The organism is Streptomonospora sediminis, from assembly GCF_054778995.1.
In genome coordinates this window covers 116,614-135,852 of the sequence record NZ_BAAGYZ010000005.1, presented here as the reverse complement: position 1 = coordinate 135,852, position 19,239 = coordinate 116,614, and the positions used below count along the sequence as shown (strand labels likewise).

Sequence of the window (19,239 nt, the reverse complement as noted above, 5' to 3'; positions counted from 1 at the left end):
CCGCCGCCCGGTGCGGTTGACCGCGGCTCTTGCCTCCGCGCTGAGACCGAATATGGTTCGGTCAAGGGCAGGCAAGCACAGGCGCAGCGGACATCGCAGACTCCCCAGGATCCAGGAGGAAAACCGTGGCTGAGGCATACATCGTCGGGGCCGTCCGGACCCCCGTAGGCACCAGGAAGGGCGCCCTCGCGGCCGTGCACCCGGCCGATATGGGTGCGCACGTCCTCAAGGAGCTGATGGACCGCACCGGGGCCGACCCCGCTGCGGTCGAGGACGTCGTGATGGGCTGCGTGAGCCAGGTGGGTCCCCAAGCCCTCGACCTCGCCCGCACCGCCTGGCTGTCGGCCGGGCTGCCCGAGACCACGCCGGGCGTCACCATCGACCGCCAGTGCGGTTCCTCCCAGCAGGCCGTGCACTTCGCCGCCCAGGGGGTCATGTCGGGCACCCAGGACCTGGTGGTGGCCTCCGGCGTGGAGAACATGGGCATGGTCCCCATGGGCGCCAACGCCCAGTACGCCCTCGACACCGGCCTGCCCCTGTTCGGCGAGGGCTGGGGCAACCGCTACGGCGACCAGGAGATCTCCCAGTTCCGCGGCGCCCAGCTCATGGCCGAGAAGTGGGGCTACACCCGTGAGGACCTGGAGCGCTACGCGCTGGAAAGCCACCGCCGCGCGGCGGCCGCCCGCGACGCCGGCCTCTTCGAGAAGCAGATCGCCCCGCTGGCCGGAGTCACCCGCGACGAAGGCGTGCGCCCCGACACCACACTGGAGAAGATGGCCGACTTGGCCCCGCTGCGCGAGGGCTGGGCGCTGACCGCGGCGGTGGCCAGCCAGGTCTCCATCGGCGCCGGCGCCCTGCTCATCGCCTCGGAGCGCGCCGTCAACCGCCACGGCCTCACCCCGCTGGCCCGGATCGTCCAACTCGGCCTGATGGGCGACGACCCCGTGTTCATGCTCACCGCGCCCATCCCGGCCACCCGTGCCGCGCTGGACAAGGCCGGGCTGGACATCGACGACATCGACGCCACCGAGATCAACGAGGCGTTCGCCCCGGTCCCGCTCGCCTGGATGCACGAGCTCGGCGCCGACCCGGCCCGGACCAACCCCAACGGCGGCGCCATCGCCCTGGGCCACCCGCTGGGCGCCACCGGTGCCGTGCTGATGACCAAGCTCGTCCACGAACTGCAGCGCACGGGCGGCCGCTACGGCCTGCAGACCATGTGCGAGGGCGGCGGCCAGGCCAACGTCACCATCGTCGAGCGGGTGTAACCTCGCAGCCGACTGCAGCAGCCCGCGGCTGCGGGCGGGCCCCGGCGGGTCCGCCCGCAGCCGCGGGGCACCTGTTCCCAGGAACCGATTGGAAGGGGAGCGCAGCGTGCCCGCCGAAAACCCGGTGCGTGCCGGCCGCCCGTCGGATGGCGGCGAACCGGCCTTGCGCGACGCCGTTACCGCCGACATCCCCCAGCTTGTCGAACTGGTGAACTCCGCCTACCGCGGCGACAGCTCCCGGCAGGGCTGGACCACCGAAGCCGACCTGCTGGGCGGCCAGCGCGTCGACGCCGACGGCATCGCGGAGCTGCTGGACCGCCCCGGCACCCGGGTTGTCGTCGCCGAACGGGACGGCCGCCTGCTGGCCTGCTGCGAACTCGCCGCCGGCGGGCCCGGCACCGCCTACTTCGGCATGTTCTCGGTACGGCCGGATGCCCAGGGCAGCGGGCTGGGGCGGCACATGCTGGCCGAGGCGGAGCGCACGGCGGCCGGCGCGCTGGGCTGCACCAGCATCCGCATGACAGTGCTGCGGCAGCGCACCGACCTCATCGCCTGGTACGAGCGGCGCGGCTACCGGCGCACCGGCAACACGGCCCCGTTCCCCTACGGCGACGAGCGGTTCGGCCTGCCCAAGCGCGACGACCTGGTCTTCGACGAGCTGGCCAAGCCCATCGGCGAGTGAAATCCCCGGGCGGGCCCGCCGCAGGGCCGGCCGCGGGCCCGCCGGTGCGTCAACCGGCGTAGCGCACGCCCTCGGCCAGCCCCAGCCATTGGGCCATGCTCTGCAGCCGGGCGTGCAGCTCGTCGGTGGTCTCCGGCGGCGCGGAGTCCTCCAGGGTGGTGCGCCGCACGAGCAGCAGGCCGGCGCGGCGGTCGGCTTTCAGGTCGACACGGGCCACCAGGCGGTCGCCCAGCAGGAACGGCAGCACGTAGTAGCCGTGGACGCGCTTTGCGGCGGGGACGTAGATCTCCAGCCGGTAGCGGAAACCGAACAGTGCCTCGGTGCGCGACCGCTCCCACACCAGCGAGTCGAACGGGCTCAGCAGCGCACTGGCGTGCAGCGAGCGGGGGACGCGGGCGTCGCGGTGCAGGTAGGCGGGCCGCTGCCAGCCGGCGACGCTGACCGGGACCAGGTCTCCCGACTCGACCAGAGCGTTCAGCGCGGTCCGGGCTTCGGCGGCGCCGAGCCGGAAGTAGTCGCGCAGGCAGACCTCGGTGCCGACACCGTGGGCGCGCGCCGCGATCGCCATCAGCTCGCGCCGGGCGTCGGCGGGATCGGGGTCGGGGGCGTTGTGCACCTCGGGCGGCAGCACCCGTTCGGGCAGGTCGTAGCGGCGTTCGAACTGCTGTGTGCGGCCGTGGGCGGTGACCTCGCCGGACCAGAACAGGAACTCCAGCGCGCGTTTGACCAGCGACCAGTTCCACCCCCAGTGGTCGCGCGGGCGGTCGGCGGCGTGTTCCAGCGCGGTCTCGATCTGCCGGGAGGTGGCGGGCCCGATGCGCTCGACCTCGGCCCGGACCGCTTTGACCAGGCCGGGGTGGTCGGTGGCCATATCCCGCATCGCCCCCCACGCCTCGCTGCGGGCACGTTCCATGCGCCAGCGCAGCATCCGGTGGGTGCCGGGCGGGATCAGGCTGGCCTCGTGCGCCCAGTACTCCACCAGCCGGCCGCCGCGGCGGGTGGCGGCCCGGTCCAGTAGACCGGGGTCGTAGGCGCCCAAGCGGGCGAACACCGGCAGGTACTGGCTGCGCGAGAGGACGTTGACGCTGTCGATCTGGATGGCGCCGACCCGGTTGATCACCCGCTGCAGGTGCCGCGCGGTGGGCGTGCCGGAGGGCGCGGGGTCTGCGAAGCCCTGCGCCGCCAGCGCGATCCGGCGAGCCTGGGCGGCGGAGAGGGCGGAGTCGCGGCGGGGATGCGGGGGCGCTGACTCGTACATGTGTACTGAGGCTAGCCCAGCGCCCGGCACTTGGCCATCCGGGCGCCGGGACGGCCGGCAGCACCGCCCGCCGCCCCGCTACCGCAGTGGCTCACCCCATCTTCCGGTGGACGTCCTCCTTGGCCGAAGGGCCTGGCTCGGGCCGGGCGATCAGCGGGCCGGGTGTCGAGGGGTCGACGATGCCCTCCTCCAACCAGGTGTAGCGGTCGTCCAGCACGCGGCGGCTGAGCTTGCCGTCGGTGTCGTCGGTGTTGGCCCACAGCGCGGTGAACAGCGCGTCGACGCGCAGCCGGGCCTGGCGGCAGAACGCGTCGGCGAGTTCGTAGGCGCTCTGGCCGTGTTCGGGGGAGTCCTCGCGGTCGCTGTGCGCCCGCACGACAACGGCGCTCATCGCGAACAGTTCGGCGCCGATGTCGACGACCCGGCTGAGGAACCCCTGCTTGGTCTCCAGCCGGCCCTGCCAGCGCGACATCGCGTAGAAGGTGGACCGCGCCAGCTTGCGGGCCGAGCGTTCGACATAGCGCAGGTGCCCGGCCAACGGGCCGAACCCGCCGAAGGAACCGGGCCGCTGCCCCTCGCCGACCACCAGGGTGGGCAGCCAGGTGGCGTAGAACCCGCTCGCTTTGGCCACGGCCCGCGCCTTTGCCGCGTTGCCGGCATCGGGGTCGATGATGTCGCCGGCGACCGACAGGTGTGCGTCGACGGCTTCGCGGGCGATCAGCAGATGCATGATCTCCGTGGACCCCTCGAATATTCGATTTATTCGCAGGTCGCGCAGCATCTGCTCGGCCGGCACCCCGCGCTCGCCGCGGGCCGCCAGCGACTCGGCGGTCTCGTAGCCGCGGCCGCCGCGCAGCTGCACGAGTTCGTCGGCGACTTGGGAGGCCATCTCCGAGCACCACAGTTTGGCGATGGCCGCCTCGATGCGGATGTCGTTGCGCTCGTCGTCGGCGAACTGGCTGGACAGGTCCAGCATGGCGGCCATGGCGTAGGTGGTGGCGGCGATGAAGGAGACCTTCTTGGCGACCTCCTCGTGCTTGCCGATCGGCCGCCCCCACTGCACGCGTTCGCGCGACCACTCGCGGGCGGCCTTCGTGCACCACTTGCCGGCACCCACGCACATCGCCGGCAGCGACAGCCGCCCGGTGTTCAGCGTGGACAGCGCGATCTTGAGGCCCTTACCTTCGCCGCCGATGCGGTTCGCGGCCGGTACGCGGACCCGGTGGAAGCGGGTGACGCCGTTCTCCAGGCCGCGCAGGCCCATGAAGCTGTTGCGGTTCTCCACGGTGATGCCTGCGGAGTCGCCCTCGACGACGAAGGCCGTGATGCCGCCGCGGTGGCCTTCGCTCTCGGGCACCCGCGCCATGACGACGAGCAGGTCGGCGACGACTCCGTTGGTGGTCCACAGCTTCACGCCGTCGAGCAGGTAGGCCGAGCCGTCCTCGGTCGGGGTCGCGGTGCTGTGCAGGCGCGCCGGGTCGCTGCCGACGTCGGGCTCGGTCAGCAGGAACGCGCTGATGTCGCTGGTGGCGCAGCGCGGCAGGAACGCGCGCTTCTGCTCCTCGGTGCCGAACATCTTCAGCGGCTGCGGGACCCCGATGGACTGGTGCGCCGACAGCAGCGCCCCGATCGCGGGGCAGACGGAGCCGGCAAGGGTGAGCGCCCGGTTGTAGTAGAGCTGGCTCAGCCCCAATCCCCCGTAGGCGCGCGGGATCTTCATGCCGAGCGCGCCCAGCTCCTTGAGGCCGCGGATGACCTCGTCGGGGATGCGGGCCTCGCGCTCGATCCGCTGGGCGTCGATCGTGGCGCAGAAGCCGCGCAGCCGCGTAAGGAACTCCTCGCCCTCCGCGACGGTCTCGGCGGCGGGCCGGGGGTAGGGGTGGACCAGGTCCAACCGCAGCCGGCCGAGGTAGAGCTCCTTGCCGAAGCTGGGCTTTTGCCACTCGGTCTCGCGGGCGGCCTCGGCCACGGCTCGGGCCTGGCGCTCGTCGACGTGTTCAGGGGCGGGCCCGCGGTTCACCGCTGTCATAACTCGGTCACCTCAACAGACACGACGGCAGCCAACGGTATATATGGCCTATGTCACGTTCCTACCCGCGAGTAGCGGCGGTGAAGCATGGCCGGATACCCGGTGCGGCCGTAGTGCTCAGTCCTCCTGCTGGTGCAGCGGGATCCGCACGGTGGCGGTGGTGCCCTCGCCCGGAGCCGAGTCCAGCTCGACGGTGCCGCCGTGGGCGTCGGCGATCGCCTGCACGATGGCCAGCCCCAGCCCGCTTCCGCTGCCCGGCGCGCGGTTGCTGCGGTAGAAGCGGTCGAAGGCGCGCCGCAGGTCCTCCTGCGTCATGCCCGGCCCCTGGTCGGTGACCTCCAGTACCGCGCTGCCCTCCTCAGCGCGCAGTACGACCGAGACCGGTGTGGCCGCCGAGGCGTGCTCGCGCACGTTGGCGAGCAGATTGGCCAGGATCTGGCGCAGCCGCGCCTCGTCGGCGTCGCACCACAGCTCTTCGGGGGCATCCAGCGAGACCTCCCGCGCCGGCTCCAGCACCCGGGCGTCGCTGACCGCCTCGCCGACGATCACGGCCAGGTTGGTCGGCCCCCGCTCCAGCGCTCCCGTGCGGTCCAGCCGCGCCAGCTCCAGCAGCTCGGCGACCAGGTGGCTCATCCGGTGCGCCTCGTTCTCGATGCGGTTCAGCGCCCCGGGCAGCTCCTCCTCGGGGATGGCGCCCTGCCGGTACAGCTCGGCGTAGCCGCGGATGGTGGTCAAGGGCGTGCGCAACTCGTGGGAGGCGTCGGCGGCAAAGGCCCGCACCCGCTCCTCAGAGGCGCGCTGGGCGGCGAAGGCGTCCTCGATGCGGCGCAGCATGGTGTTGATCGCCGACGCGAGCCTGCCGACCTCGCTGTGCGGCCCCGCGCCGGGCATCCGCACCGACATGTCCGTGCCGATGCTGATCCGGTTGGCGGTGGTGGCCATCTCGTCCAGCGGCTCCAGCAGGCGCCCGATCAGCCACCGCCCCGCCAGAGTCAGCCCGCCCAGCAGCAGCCCGGCGGTGACCAGCTGGGTCAGCACGAGCTGCCACGGGTACTGCTCGCGGTCGCCGGTGGGCACGCCGGCGACCATGATGGCGTCGGGCCGCAGCCGGACCGTCGCGCGGTAGGGGGAGACGGCCGGGTCGACGCCGTCGAGCTCGAAGATCCGCCCGGAGGCGCCGTACTCGGGCCAGCGCTCCATGTCGATGGCGCGGATGCGGTCGAGGACGACGTCCTCGCGGTAGCTGTCGCCGAAGACCTGGTCGATCTCGCCGGTGTCGTCGTCCAGCAGCACGACGAAGTACGGCGAAGGGCTGGGCGCGTCCACGCCCGCCGGCGGGGTGTCGTTGTCCAGCCGCATCATCGCCCGTTCGGCCGTGAGCTGGAGCTGGGCGTCGATCCGCTCCGTTATGAAGCTGCGCAGAGTGAGGAACCCGACCACGCAGGTGACCAGCAGGCCGGTTCCGGTGACCGCGAGCAACCCGAGGAGCAGGCGCCTGCGCAGTCCTCTGCGCTGCCTCATCTAAGAGTGGTCCCGCGTGCGCAGCGCATAACCCACGCCGCGCTGGGTGTGGATCAGCGCCGGCCCCAGCGGGTCGAGCTTGCGGCGCAGGTAGCTGACATAGGTCTCGACGATCTGGGACTGCCCGGCGTAGTCCCAGCCCCACACGTTCTCCAGCAACTGCGCCCGGGTCAGCACCTGCCCGGCGTTGCTCATCAGGTAGGCGAGCAGGCGGAACTCGGTGGGGGACAGCTCGATGGGCACGCCCGCCCGCCGCACGGTCCAGGTGCGCTCGTTGAGTTCGAGGTCGTCGACGCGCAGCATTCCCTGCTCGTTGCGCTCGGACTCGGTGCCGTTTTCGTCGCGGCGGGTGCGCCGCAGCAGCGCGTGCACGCGGGCGACCAGCGCCTCGACCGAGAACGGCTTGGTGACGTAGTCGTCGCCGCCCAGGGACAGCCCGGTGACGGTGTCGGAGGGGGTGTCGCGGGCGGTGAGGTAGATGACCGGGACCTGGTTGCCGGAGTCGCGCAGCTTGCGGCACACCTCGAAACCGCTGACATCGGGCAGCAGCACGTCGAGCACGATGAGGTCGGGGCGCTCCTCGTGCGCCCGGGCCAGGCCCTCGTCGCCGGTTTCCGCGGTGGTGACACTGAATCCGTGGAAACGCAGCGCGGCCTGTACCAGGTCGCGGATGTTCGGCTCGTCGTCGATTACCAGTACGTGCGAGCGTGTCGCGGTCTCGCGCATGCATTCCACCTCTGAGCGGTTCCGGAGCGGCCTCCGGGCCAGGTCTTCCATGATGCCGCAGCCCGGAGAGACTCGGGCACACACAACAGGGCCGATGAGGCCGGCGGGGCCGCGCACCGGCCGCTCGTGCCGAGGTGAAGCCGGGCGGCCGCGCCTTGGCCCGGGAGACGCCGCCGCGGCCGGGACGCCGGCGATGCGGCGCGGCGGGGACGCCGGTGCGCGCCATGACCGCCGTCCCCGCCGCTGCCCGCGTCCGTGCGGCCTGACCTGCGGACGCCGGACAACGGGCCGCAGCATCAGCTGCCGACACCGCAAGGCGGCCGGAGCCGCCTGGCAGGATGCGCTCAGCGGCCGGTTCCGAGGCCGACCGCCGCGCGGCCCGGCGCCAGCATGCCCGAGTGGGCTGGGACACGGCAGTGCAGCGGCTGGGAAAACGCTGATATTCAGGGTTTTTAGGTGATCGGCGCAGATCGGCGCGGACTGTCGAACCGCCGCGGACGGCCGCCGATGGCGGTGCGGACCGGGCGCGGCCCGCCACGCTCGGCGCCGCCGCCCTGTGCCCTGCGGGCCACGGACCGCACAGGCGGCGTTCGGTGATCCTTTACCGATACGGCGCGAACCGAACACGCGCCGGAGCCGTCCCACTTGTTAGCAGGACCGGGCGCCGACGGAAACCGCGGTGTTCCGCGCAGTGCTGCGCGGTAAGAGGTCTCGGTGCGGAGGACGGCCGCACCGAGACCTCTCCCGTTACCGAGTCCTACCCGCCACTCGGACACCCTCACTCCGCCGCGGGCCACCGCATTGTCGTACCCGCGCGCTAGCCTGGGCCCGTGCGTATCGCAACGTGGAACGTCAACAGTGTCCGGGCGCGCGGCGAGCGGATCGCGGGGTGGTTGGAGCGCAGCGGGGTCGATGTCGCCGCTGTGCAGGAGACCAAGTGCCGCGACGACCAGTTCCCGACCGAGCTCTTTACCGATCTCGGCTACGAGGTCGCCCACCACGGGCTGTCGCAGTGGAACGGCGTGGCGATCCTTTCCCGGGTCGGATTGGCCGACGTGCAGGTGGGTTTCCCGGACCAGCCCGGGTGGGGCGACCCCGCGGCTCCCGAGGCCCGTGCGCTGGGTGCCACCTGCGGCGGCGTGCGCGTGTGGAGCCTGTACGTGCCCAACGGCCGCGAGGTCGACGATCCGCACTACTCCTACAAACTGCGCTGGCTTGAGGCGCTGCGCGCCTACGGTGCCGATTGCCTGGCCGCCGAACCCGGCGCTCAGCTCGCGCTGTGCGGCGACTTCAACGTCGCCCCCCAGGACGACGACGTGTGGGACATGGCCGAGTTCGAGGGCAAGACCCACGTGACCAAACCCGAGCGCGACGCGTTCACCAGTGTCGTCGAGGCCGGTTTCGCCGAGGTCGTGCGGCCGTTCGCGCCGGGCCCCGGCGTCTACACCTACTGGGACTACAAGCAGCTGTCCTTCCCCAAGCGCAAGGGCATGCGGATCGACTTCGTGCTGGCTTCGCCCGCGCTGGCCTCGCGCGTCTCCGGTGCGGTCATCGACCGCGAGGAGCGCAAGGGCAAGGGGGCCTCCGACCACGCGCCGGTCCTGGTCGACCTGGACGGCGATGCGGCCGGGGAATCGGCGGCGGCCGATGCGGCGGGAGCCACCGGGGCCTGACGCGGCCGGGCGACTCGGCGGGCGGCGGGCCGGCCGATAGGCTCGGGGGGTGAGTTCGCCAAGCACATCGGCAGCGCCCCCGCGCATCGCGGTCTTCGGCAGCGTCAACATGGACCTCGTCGCCTATGTCGGCTCCGCGCCCGGCAGCGGGCAGACCGTGACGGGCACGGGTTTCCGCCAGGTGCCCGGCGGCAAGGGCGCCAACCAGGCGGTCGCCGCCGTCCGTGCGGGCGCCGACGTGGCGTTCCTCGGCGCGGTCGGCGACGACGCGTTCGGTACCCAGCTGCGCAGCAACCTGGTCGAATGCGGTGTCGAGGTCTCCGGTCTGCGCACCGTCGGCGGCGCATCCGGTGTCGCCCACATCGTCGTCGAGTCCAACGGGGCCAACTCCATCATCGTCATTCCCGGCGCAAACGGCGAGGTCCGCGGGCTGCGCGAGGGCGACACGGAACTGATCGCGGGCAGCGCCGCCCTGCTGCTGCAGTTGGAGCTGCCGATGGAGGGCGTCATCGCCGCCGCGCGCGCCGGCCGGGCGGCGGGCGTGCCCACGGTCCTGACTCCCGCACCGGCCCGCGAGCTGCCGGCTGAACTCCTGGAGCAGGTCGACCTGCTGGTTCCGAACCAGCACGAGGCCGCGGCCATCACCGGTGAAACCGATCCGCGCGCGGCCCTGTCGGCGCTGCTGCGCACGGTGCCCGAGGCGATCGTGACCCTTGGTGAAGAAGGCGCACTGCACGGCGCGCGCGGAACCGAGCCCGTCCAGGTGCCCGCCCGGCCGGTGGCCGCCGTCGATACCACTGCCGCCGGCGACACCTTCTGCGGCGCGTTCGCCGCCGCCCGGGCCCAGGGCCGGGTACCTGCCGAGCGCGCGCTCGCCTTTGCCGCGGCAGCGGCGTCCCTGTCGGTGCAGCGCCATGGAGCGGCACCCTCCATGCCGGAGCGCGCCGAGATCGAGTCGCTGCTGGCTCAAGGGTGAGCCGCGCGCACCGCTGAACCGGGCGTTACCGGCGCAGGGCGGCGGCAGCGGTCCGGCGGATGGCGCGGGAGTCGTTGGCGCCGGGCCGGCTCGGCTGCGGCCCGGCCGCGGACAAACGCCCGCGGTGGCGGTCTCCGGGAGCCTGCGCGCCGGGCGGCAACGGCCGGGTCCCGGTCGGGGCGCCGGTGCCCGCGGGGCGGCCGTTCGTGTTGCGGCAGGCCATTGCCATCAGGAGACGTGGCCGATCTGGCGGAGGAAGTGGATCGGGTCGGTGTCCTGCACGCGGAGCTCCAGGACGATGTCGACTGCGTCTCCGACCATGCGGCCTCCCCAGGGGACCGGGCCGCCGTCGCCGACTCCGAAATCGGAGAGGCGGATCTGGGTGTTGCCGGCGAAGAAGTGCCCGTAGGTGCCATCGGGATCGGCATAGTCGGGCGCCTCGCCCGCCCACTGGCACTCCAGCGTGATCAGCCGCGTGGTGCCGTGGATGGTCAGGTCGCCGTGCAGATAGAAGCTGCGCTTCTGCGCGGAGCGCTCCTCAATCCGGGTGCTGGCGAACCGGATTTCCGGGTGGTTCTCGACATCCAGGAAGTCCGACGAGCGCAGGTGGTCGTCGCGTGCTTGCACACCGGTGTTGACCGAGGCGGACCTGATGCTGACGTCGACCTTGGACTCCTTGGGATCCTCGGCCACCATCACCGCGCCCTTGGCGTCGCTGAAGGTGCCCTGCACGCGTCCGAAGCGCAGGTACCGGGCGACGAAGATCAGGCAGGAGTGGATGGGGTCCAGATGCCAGTGGCCCGGCCCCGGACCGAAGTCGTAGCCTTGCGGCGGGAGTGGGTTCATGTCTGCTATCCCCTCGTTTGAATCTCTCTCAGGCTAATATCCCGATTCAATGCTGCTCCGCACCGCTCCGTACCGCGCGCTGTTCCCGGCTCCCTTGTCCTCTTGCCTACGGACGGTTGCACAGCGCTTGGTTCGGGACGATCAAGGGGTATCGGCTCTTGGTGAACGACCGCTTTCGGTCGACTTTCACCCCCGCCGCTGTCGCGCACCTCACATACCGTGCGGCTGTACTGCGCGGATACGGCGCACCCCCAACACCCGGCGCTTGTCCGAATTTGACAGGCGTTATCACGCTTAGCTGTGAAATGTCTGCGTTGTACCCTTGGGGTGCCTGTGCGCCGAGGGGCCCTTGCAACGAGCCGAGCCGGCGCCGGCGGGCCAATCCCCGAGTAGTCAGCGATGCGCATGAGCAGCGACACCCCAGATACCGAGCCCGTCCTCTCCCGGACGGCTCGGCGCAGACAGGAGCGGCGCCGCCGGCGCCGCCTGCTCGTGTTCGGCACTGCAACCGCGGGCCTGGCCCTCGGCGGCATGGTGATCGCCGGCCTGACACTGGGCCAAGAGGGCACCGAGATGGGCGTGGACGACCCGCCCCCGCCGCCCGGCAGCGTCAACGCGAGCCCGTCGTCGGCCTCCGCGACCGGCGGTGACGGCGGGGAGTCCGACGGCACCAAAGAGACCCCCGAGCCCGCAACCCAGCACGAAGCCGAGCCGCCCCCCGCCGGCAACGGCGCGGCCGGCGCCACGGGATCGGGTGGTTCCGACCAGGCGGAGGGTTCCGCGGACTCGGGGTCCTCCGGCGGCAACGGCGGCAACGGCGGGAACAACGGCCAGGACCAGGGCGGCGGGAACGGCGGCCACGGCGGTTGGAACGGGGGCTGGAACGGCGGCGGAGGCCAGAACGGCGAGAACGGCTCGGACGGCGACTCCCCCTCCGGCGACGATCCGCCCGAACCCCCTGAGGCGACAACCCCGCCACCGACGGAAGGCGGCAGTGGTCCGGGCGGCGAGCCCGGCGACGACTGCGAGGACGACTGGAACGAGTATCCGCACCACCCCGGATACCCCGATTATCCCGACTGCCCTGATTACAGCGGTCGCTGACACCCTGCCCGAGCGCGGTGCGCGGGCGCGCACCGCGCCGCCGGCATGCGCGCGGAAGGTGCGTGCCGGCTCCGGTCCGCCACCGCTGCCAGCGGCGGCGGATCCGGCGGCCCGGTGCGGGCCGCCGGAACGGCGCTACATCTGGTCGGGGGCGCGCACACCCAGCAGATCGAGGCCCGTGACCAGCGTGCGCAGGGTGGCCGCGATCAGCGCGAAGCGGGACTGGCGCACAGCGGGGTCTTCGGCCTGCAGCACCGGGCAGTGCTCGAAGAACCCGGTGAACGCCTGGGCGAGCTCGAAGAGGTAGGCGCACAGCCGGTGCGGCTGCAGGGTGTCGCCCACCTGGGCCACCGCCGGGCCGAAGCCCAGCAGGGTCAGCGCCAAGTGGCGTTCGGCGGGTTCGGTAATGGCAACGGGGCCCGCGGCGGAATCGGGATCGACGCCGCCCTTGCGGAAGATGGACCGGATCCGCGCCGCCGCGTACTGCAGGTAGGGGCCGGTGTTGCCGTTCAGCGCCAGCATCCGGTCGAAGTCGAAGACGTACTCGGTGTCGTGGGAGACCGAGAGGTCGGCGTACTTCACGGCACCGATGCCGACCTCGCGGGCGATGCCGGCGCGGGTGGTTTCGTCGAGGTCGGGGCGGTTGTCGGCGACCACCTTGGCCGCGCGCTCAACAGCCTCGTCCAGCAGTTCCATCAGCCGGATGGGCTGCCCGCTGCGGGTGCGCAGCAGTTTGCCGTCGGTGCCCAGCACGTTGCCGATCTGCACGTGGACGGTTTCGACGCGGTCGGGCAGCCAGCCCGCCACCCGGCAGGTCTGCCACACCATCTGGAAGTGCATGGCCTGCGGCGCGCCCACGACGTAGATGATGCGGTCGGCGCCGAGTTCGTCGACCCGGTACTTGACCGTGGCGAGGTCGGTGGTGGCGTAGCCGTAGCCGCCGTCGCTCTTGCGGACGATCAGCGGGATCGGCTTGTCCTCGCGCCCGGTGAAGCCGTCGAGGAACACGCACAGCGCGCCCTCGCTGAGTTCGGCGATGCCGCGGCGCTCAAGCTCGTCGCAGACCGCCGGAAGCATGGCGTTGTAGGTGCTTTCGCCGGCGAGGTCGGAATCGGTGAGCGTGACGTCGAGGCGGTTGTAGACCTTGTTGAAGTAGACCTTGGAGAGGTCGACCAGGTACTGCCACAGGCGCAGGGTTTCGGGGTCGCCGCTCTGCAGGTCGACGACGCGCTTGCGGGCGCGGGCGGCGAACTCGGCGGAGTTGTCGAACTGGACGCGCGCGGCCTGGTAGAAGGCGTTGGGGTCGGTCTTGAGCAGGTCGGCCTCAGCGGAGTGTTCGCCGGAGTCGACCAGGTGCTCGATGAGCATGCCGAACGGCGTGCCCCAGTCGCCGACGTGGTTCTGCCGGACCACGTTGTGGCCCAGGGCGCCGAGGGTCCGCGCCAGGGCGTCGCCCACCACGGTGGTGCGCAGGTGGCCGACGTGCATTTCCTTGGCCACGTTGGGCGCGGAGTAGTCGAGCGGGATGGTCTGCGGCTGCTGGTGCGGAATGCCCAGGCGGTCATCGCCCAGGAGGTCGCCGATCCGGGCGGCGATCCAGTCGTCGCGCAAGCGCAGGTTCACGAAGCCGGGACCGCTGATCTCGACCTCGCGGCAGAGATCGTCGACCTCCAGGTGCGCGACGATGTCGGTGGCAACGTCGCGCGGGGATCGGCCGAGCCGCTTGGCCAGCGCCAGCGCGGCGTTGGCCTGGTAATCGGCGAACTGGGAGGGACGGATGACAGGGTCGGTCGCGGCGAATTCGGCGCCGAGCGCGGCGCCGAGTGCGGACTGGACCCGAGCTGCGAGGATTTCCTGCGGGTCGGCCATGGTGCAAGCCTACCGACACCGCTTGGCCCCCGGTGCGCGTATGCACAGCCCCCGCGCGCGTGCAAAGACCGCCCGCCCGCAAGCCCGGCGCCGGAGCCGGGCCGGCCCGTGCCGCGGGTATGCCGTGCAGCGCCGGCGGGAACCGCTACTGCGGCTCCTCGCCCTGGCCCAGCCGCGGGAACCAGGGTGCCGAACGCGCGGCGGGCTGCACCCGGCTGCGCACCTCTTCGCCGATCCCGCCGACCGCCAGGTCGTGGGCCAGCTGGCAGGCGCGCTCCAACGCCGGCGCGCGGCTGGCACCGTGGGCGATGACCACGCTGCCGTTGAGGCCGAGCAGCACGGCCCCGCCGTAGGTGTCGCTGTCGAGGCGGCTGCGCAGGTCGCGCAGCGACCGGCGCTGCAGCAGCGCACCGGCCTTGGCCAGGGTGCTTGCGGTCATCGCCTCGGTGACCGCCTCCAGCGTGAAGCGCACCGCCCCCTCGACCGACTTCAGCGCCACGTTGCCGGTGAAACCGTCGGTGACCACGACATCGACCTCGCCCGCCAGCAGGTCGTGGCCCTCGACATTGCCGCGGAAGTCCAGCCGCGGGCCCTGCGGCGCGGTCTGGGCGGCGGCGGCCGCGAGCAGTTCGGCGGTCTTGCGGGCCAGCCGGTTGCCCTTGCCCGGTTCGGAGCCGATGGTGAGCATCCCCACGCGCGGGTGCTCCACTCCGAAGGCGCTGCGGGCATAGGCGGCGCCCAGATGCGCGAACTGCACCAGCATTTCGGGCTTGGCGTCGGCGTTGGCGCCGGCGTCGAGCAGGATGGTGGGCCGCGGGCGGGTGGGCAGCGCCACGGCCAGCGCCGAGCGCAGCACACCCGGCTGGGTGCGCAGCCGCACGGTAGAGGTGGCCACCACACCGCCGGTCGAACCGGCCGACACCAGCGCGCTCGCCTCGCCCTGGCGGATCAGCTTGCAGGCCACCGCGACACTGGAGCGGGGCCGGCGCCAGCTCGCCAGCGCCCCCTCGTGCATCGCCAGAGAGTCCTCGGCGTGCATGACCGGCATGGCGCCCACGGCGTCCTCTTCGGCGAGCAGCCGGGCGATCTCGCTGCGCCTGCCCACCAGGACCACGCGCAGTCCGCGTTCGCGCACCGCCTGCACGGCGCCCCGGACTGCCTCTTGCGGGCCGTGGTCGCCGCCCATGGCGTCCAGCGCGATGACCGGGCCGCCCCGCGCCGCGCGCGCACTCACCTGAGGTGTGCTCACCCGCCCCCCTCACTCATCGCCGGCAACAACGCGGGCCGGGGTCCGCACCGCCCGTCACCAGCCGGCGCCGCAGGGGGCGCCGCGATCAGCGGCGGCGCTGCTGTCCGCGGGCACTTCCGACCGTACGCGCTCAGGCTATGCCGCGCTGCGGCGCCCGGCCCCCGCCGCCGCGCTCGGCGCCGCGCCCGCCGTTGGGCATCCGCGGCGGACCGTTCGGCGCCGGTGAGCGCCGGTCCGGCAGTCGGCGCCCGGATTTTGGGTAGGACAGTACTGGGTTGTATGCCCTCTATTCGGACGGTTCGGGCTGATTATCCCTGCCGGCCGCACAACCGCATCCGTCCATGCTGCGGGAAGCGCGCCACGGCGGGCTTTCCGGGGCACCGCCTGCCTGGGCCGAGTAGTCGTGGAGCGCCAGGCGGCCAATCCCCTTCAGCCTCACCTGCGGCAGACACATTGCAGCCATACCTGGCGCTTTCGGGGTCTTTCGACCCTACGGACGGTCAGGACCGACCTCCCACATGAAAGGTAAGGACACGTGAGCTTGACGCACGACGCGGCACTGTCGTCCCCGCCCTCGCCCTCACCCCCGTCCGCGCCGGCTGGACGCCGGTTCCGGGCCTACACGACCAAGCACCTGGACGAACTCACGGCTCGGGCCGGGCTGGGAGATGCCGAGCGCCTCGCGGTCCGGGCGGTCGCCACGGTGCTGCCGTTCCGGGTCAACAGCTACGTCGTCGACGAGCTGATCGACTGGGCGGCCGCGCCCGATGACCCGATCTACCGCCTGGTGTTCCCCCAAGCCGACATGCTCCCCGCCGCCGATGTCGCCCGCATCGCCGACCTGCTGCGCGCCGACGCGCCCAAAAAGGAGCTAAACCGGGCGGCCAACGAGGTCCGCGCGCAGCTCAACCCGCATCCGGCCGGGCAGATGGACCTCAACGTCCCCTCGTCGGGCTCCGGCGGCGAGGACCCGTTGGAAGGCGTGCAGCACAAGTACCACGAGACGGTGCTGTTCTTCCCCAAGCAGGGCCAGACCTGCCACGCCTACTGCACCTACTGCTTTCGCTGGGCGCAGTTCGTCGGCGAGCCCGACCTGAAGTTCGCCTCCGGTGAGATCGACCATCTGGTGGCGTACCTGCACCGCCACCCCGAGGTCACCAGTGTGCTGTTCACCGGCGGCGACCCGATGATCATGGGTGAGGGCGTGCTTGCGCGCTACATCGAGCCGCTGCTGGGTGTGGAGACGCTGGAGTCCATCCGCATCGGCACCAAGTCGCTGGCCTACTGGCCGCAGCGCTTCACCACCGACCCCGACGCCGACGACACGCTGCGCCTGTTCGAGCGCGTGGTCGCCTCCGGGAAGAACCTGGCGTTCATGGCGCACTTCTCCCATCCCAACGAGATGGGGCCCGATCTGGTCCGCCGGGCGGTGGAGCGCCTCCGCGGCACCGGTGCGGTCATCCGCACCCAGGCGCCGCTGATCCGCACGATCAACGACGACTCGGCCACCTGGGAGACCATGTGGCGCACCCACGTGCGGTACGGCATGGTGCCCTACTACATGTTCGTCGAGCGCGACACCGGTCCCCAGGACTACTTCGCCGTCCCGTTGGCCGCGGCCTACGAGATCTTCCGGGGCGCCTACACGCGCGTCTCCGGGCTCGCGCGCACCGTGCGCGGGCCGTCCATGTCGGCGACACCGGGCAAGGTGTGCATCGACGGCGTCGCCGAGATCGCCGGCGAGAAGGTGTTCGTCTGCCACTTCATCCAGGCCCGCGACCCCGAACTGGTGGGCCGGCCGTTCTTCGCCCGCTACGACGAGAAAGCGGCCTGGCTGTCCGACCTCCAACCCGCGCTGGGAGCCGACCACTTCCCTCATGAAAGGGGGCCGGGGCGGGCGGCCGACCCTGCGGAGATGCTCGAATATCAAAGCTGAGATGGGCATTCCAGCATGATCATCGCCGGAAACCCGACGACGTACTGTGGGGGACGGCCCATCTCCCGCACCCCGCGGGCCGGTATCGCACCCCCTCCTAGGAGTCCGATGGCCGAGTTGTTCGGCAGCACCGTCGTGGCGACAGGCCGGCTGCCGCTCTTCTGCTTCTTCGTCGCCTTCGTGGCCGGCTTCCTGCTGATCCGGATGAGCGTGCGGATGATCCGCGCGGGTGTCCGCTGGTGGCCGGGCAACCTGCGGCCCGGCGGGCTGCACATCCACCACGTCGTGTTCGGGGTCGGGCTGATGATGGTCGGCGGCGTTTCGGCACTGCTGATCACCGACCGCGCGGGCGTGCCCATTGCGGTGGCCGCGGCGCTGTTCGGGCTGGGTTCGGCGCTGGTGCTCGACGAGTTCGCGCTGATTCTGCACTTGCGCGACGTCTACTGGACCGAGCAGGGGCGCGCCTCGGTCGATGCGGTGTTCGTGGCCGTGGCGCTGACCGGTCTGCTGCTGACCGGCATCCGCCCGTTCGGCTGGGACCAGTTCCAGGCCGTGGGGCCGGGCGGCTGGCAGACCACGATCCAGTCGGGGCTGCTGGTGCTGACCCTGGTCAACTTGGCGGGCTCGGTGATCAGCCTGCTCAAGGGCAAGATCTGGACCGGGCTGGTCGGGGTGTTCGTGCCCGCGATCTCGGTGGTGGCGGCCGTCCGGCTGGCCGTACCGGGGTCGCCGTGGGCGCGCTGGCGCTACCCGGCCGGCTCGGTAAAGCTGGCCCAGGCCGTCCGCCGCGACACGCGGATCCGGCGACCGCTGATCAAGGCCAAGATCCGCGTTCAGGAGCTCATCGCCGGCCGCCACGACCTGGATGCCCCGCCCGATCCGGCACCGGCCGAGCCGGGCGTGCTGACCCCGGGCGGTGTAGCCGGGCGCGCCGCTGGCTAGAGTCCTCAAGATGGCTTCTACGCGCGGCAGTGCCCGGATCAACCACCGCGGGCTGGTGATCGGGGTCGACATCGGCGGCAGCAAGGTCGCCGCCGGTGTGGTGACCCCCGGCGGCCGCATCCTGGCGCGCGAGCGTGCCGAAACCCCCGACCGCAGCAAGAGCCCCAAGGTGGTCGAGGACACCATCACCGAGGTGGTCACCGCATTGCGGCGCGATTTCCCGGTGCGCGCGGTCGGCGTGGGCGCGGCCGGGTTCGTCGACGAGCAGCGCGCGGCCGTGCTGTTCGCGCCGCACCTGTCCTGGCGCAGCGAGCCGCTGCGCGAGGCGCTGCGTTCGCGGCTGCACCTGCCGGTGGTTGTGGAGAACGACGCCAACGCCTCGGCGTGGGCCGAGACCAGGGTGGGCGCCGGACGCGGGGCCGCCGACACCGTGGTGGTCAACCTGGGAACCGGGATCGGCGGTGCCGTCATCATCGGCGGCGGGCTGTACCGCGGCCGCCACGGCATCGCCGGCGAGTTCGGGCACATGACCGTGGTGCCGGGGGGACACCGCTGCGAGTGCGGCAACCGCGGCTGCTGGGAGCAGTACGCCAGCGGCAACGCGGTCACCCGCGAGGCGCGCGAGCTGGCGGCGGCCGACTCGCCGGTGGCCCGCGGGCTGATCAACGCCGTTGCGGGCACGCCCTCGCTGATCACCGGGCCGCTGGTGAGCGAGCTGGCCCGGGCCGGCGACATGGCGTGCGTGGAGCTGCTGGAGGAGGCGGGCGGCTGGCTGGGGCTGGGGCTGGCCAACCTTGCCGCGGCGTTCGATCCCGAGCTGTTCATCATCGGCGGCGGGGTTTCCGAATGCGGCGAACTGCTGCTCGGCCCGGCGCGGCGCGCGTTCCGGCGCACGCTGACCGGCCGCGGGTACCGGCCCGAACCGTCCATCGTCGCGGCCGAACTGGGCAACGAGGCCGGGTTGATCGGTGCGGCCGATCTCGCCCGCGATGCGCTGCCGCGCTGGCGGCAGGGCCGCCGCCAGCGCCGCATCGGCACCTTCGGCCGCGGCGGCGGTCCGGGCCGCCTGCGGTGACCGCCGGCACCGGATGGGAGCGGCGCCGGCGGGCGGTGCGGTACGGCTTTCCGCGCAACCGAACCTCGTTCTAGTCTGGGCGCCC

At 72.1% G+C, this 19,239-nt stretch carries 15 protein-coding genes; 8 read left to right on the top strand and 7 right to left on the bottom strand.

Annotated features, from left to right (window positions below; translation table 11 throughout):
• Window positions 1-125 precede the first annotated feature (125 nt).
• Together ACYVD5_RS01215 and ACYVD5_RS01210 are read left to right on the top strand one after the other, a co-directional pair.
• Entirely contained in the window at window positions 126-1,268 is a 1,143-nt protein-coding gene (locus tag ACYVD5_RS01215) for an acetyl-CoA C-acetyltransferase (protein WP_460998960.1), read from the top strand.
• 106 nt (window positions 1,269-1,374) lie between these two features.
• A complete protein-coding gene (locus ACYVD5_RS01210) occupies window positions 1,375-1,950 on the top strand; it encodes a GNAT family N-acetyltransferase (RefSeq protein WP_460998959.1) in 576 nt (191 codons plus the stop codon).
• Between the two features lie 49 nt (window positions 1,951-1,999).
• Here ACYVD5_RS01210 and ACYVD5_RS01205 read toward each other — a convergent pair whose 3' ends face one another.
• From ACYVD5_RS01205 to ACYVD5_RS01190, 4 genes are all read right to left on the bottom strand, one after another.
• The gene (locus ACYVD5_RS01205; RefSeq protein ID WP_460998958.1) at window positions 2,000-3,208 is read right to left on the bottom strand and encodes a winged helix-turn-helix domain-containing protein; all 1,209 of its coding nucleotides are present in this window, start codon (window positions 3,206-3,208) and stop codon (window positions 2,000-2,002) included.
• A gap of 91 nt (window positions 3,209-3,299) precedes the next feature.
• Window positions 3,300-5,237: an acyl-CoA dehydrogenase family protein gene (locus ACYVD5_RS01200; RefSeq protein ID WP_460998957.1), complete on the bottom strand. Its 1,938-nt coding sequence runs from the start codon at window positions 5,235-5,237 to the stop codon at window positions 3,300-3,302.
• Between the two features lie 117 nt (window positions 5,238-5,354).
• Window positions 5,355-6,758: a sensor histidine kinase gene (locus ACYVD5_RS01195; protein ID WP_460998956.1), complete on the bottom strand. Its 1,404-nt coding sequence runs from the start codon at window positions 6,756-6,758 to the stop codon at window positions 5,355-5,357.
• On the bottom strand, window positions 6,759-7,484 hold the full coding sequence (locus ACYVD5_RS01190; RefSeq protein WP_460998955.1) for a response regulator transcription factor: 726 nt from the start codon (window positions 7,482-7,484) through the stop codon (window positions 6,759-6,761). It abuts the gene before it with no gap.
• A gap of 830 nt (window positions 7,485-8,314) precedes the next feature.
• On the opposite strand from ACYVD5_RS01190, the gene ACYVD5_RS01185 reads away from it, so the two are divergent.
• A complete protein-coding gene (locus ACYVD5_RS01185; RefSeq protein ID WP_460998954.1) occupies window positions 8,315-9,157 on the top strand; it encodes an exodeoxyribonuclease III in 843 nt (280 codons plus the stop codon).
• A gap of 49 nt (window positions 9,158-9,206) precedes the next feature.
• The gene (locus ACYVD5_RS01180; protein ID WP_460998953.1) at window positions 9,207-10,133 is read left to right on the top strand and encodes a ribokinase; all 927 of its coding nucleotides are present in this window, start codon (window positions 9,207-9,209) and stop codon (window positions 10,131-10,133) included.
• 228 nt (window positions 10,134-10,361) lie between these two features.
• Here the strand turns inward: ACYVD5_RS01180 and ACYVD5_RS01175 are convergent, their stop codons facing one another.
• Window positions 10,362-10,979, bottom strand: a complete 618-nt coding sequence (locus ACYVD5_RS01175) for a YceI family protein (RefSeq protein ID WP_460998952.1) — start codon at window positions 10,977-10,979, stop codon at window positions 10,362-10,364.
• Window positions 10,980-11,384: 405 nt separating this feature from the next.
• On the opposite strand from ACYVD5_RS01175, the gene ACYVD5_RS01170 reads away from it, so the two are divergent.
• Window positions 11,385-12,083 carry a hypothetical protein gene (locus ACYVD5_RS01170; protein ID WP_460998951.1) on the top strand — a complete coding sequence of 233 codons (699 nt, stop codon included), beginning with the start codon at window positions 11,385-11,387 and terminating at the stop codon, window positions 12,081-12,083.
• A 135-nt stretch (window positions 12,084-12,218) separates the two neighbouring features.
• On the opposite strand, the gene argS is transcribed toward ACYVD5_RS01170, so the two are convergent.
• Together argS and plsX are read right to left on the bottom strand one after the other, a co-directional pair.
• Window positions 12,219-13,952 (bottom strand): arginine--tRNA ligase, encoded by a 1,734-nt coding sequence (gene argS / locus ACYVD5_RS01165; RefSeq protein ID WP_460998950.1) that lies wholly within the window; start codon window positions 13,950-13,952, stop codon window positions 12,219-12,221.
• Between the two features lie 145 nt (window positions 13,953-14,097).
• Window positions 14,098-15,201, bottom strand: coding sequence for a phosphate acyltransferase PlsX (gene plsX / locus ACYVD5_RS01160; RefSeq protein WP_460998949.1), 1,104 nt, complete (start codon window positions 15,199-15,201; stop codon window positions 14,098-14,100).
• A gap of 535 nt (window positions 15,202-15,736) precedes the next feature.
• Here plsX and ACYVD5_RS01155 point away from each other — a divergent pair.
• The 3 genes from ACYVD5_RS01155 (at window position 15,737) to ACYVD5_RS01145 (ending at window position 19,154) form a co-directional block, all read left to right on the top strand.
• Window positions 15,737-17,137 (top strand): KamA family radical SAM protein, encoded by a 1,401-nt coding sequence (locus tag ACYVD5_RS01155; protein WP_460998948.1) that lies wholly within the window; start codon window positions 15,737-15,739, stop codon window positions 17,135-17,137.
• Between the two features lie 108 nt (window positions 17,138-17,245).
• Window positions 17,246-18,079 (top strand): hypothetical protein, encoded by an 834-nt coding sequence (locus tag ACYVD5_RS01150; RefSeq protein ID WP_460998947.1) that lies wholly within the window; start codon window positions 17,246-17,248, stop codon window positions 18,077-18,079.
• 10 nt (window positions 18,080-18,089) lie between these two features.
• Entirely contained in the window at window positions 18,090-19,154 is a 1,065-nt protein-coding gene (locus ACYVD5_RS01145) for an ROK family glucokinase (protein WP_460998946.1), read from the top strand.
• Window positions 19,155-19,239 lie beyond the last annotated feature (85 nt).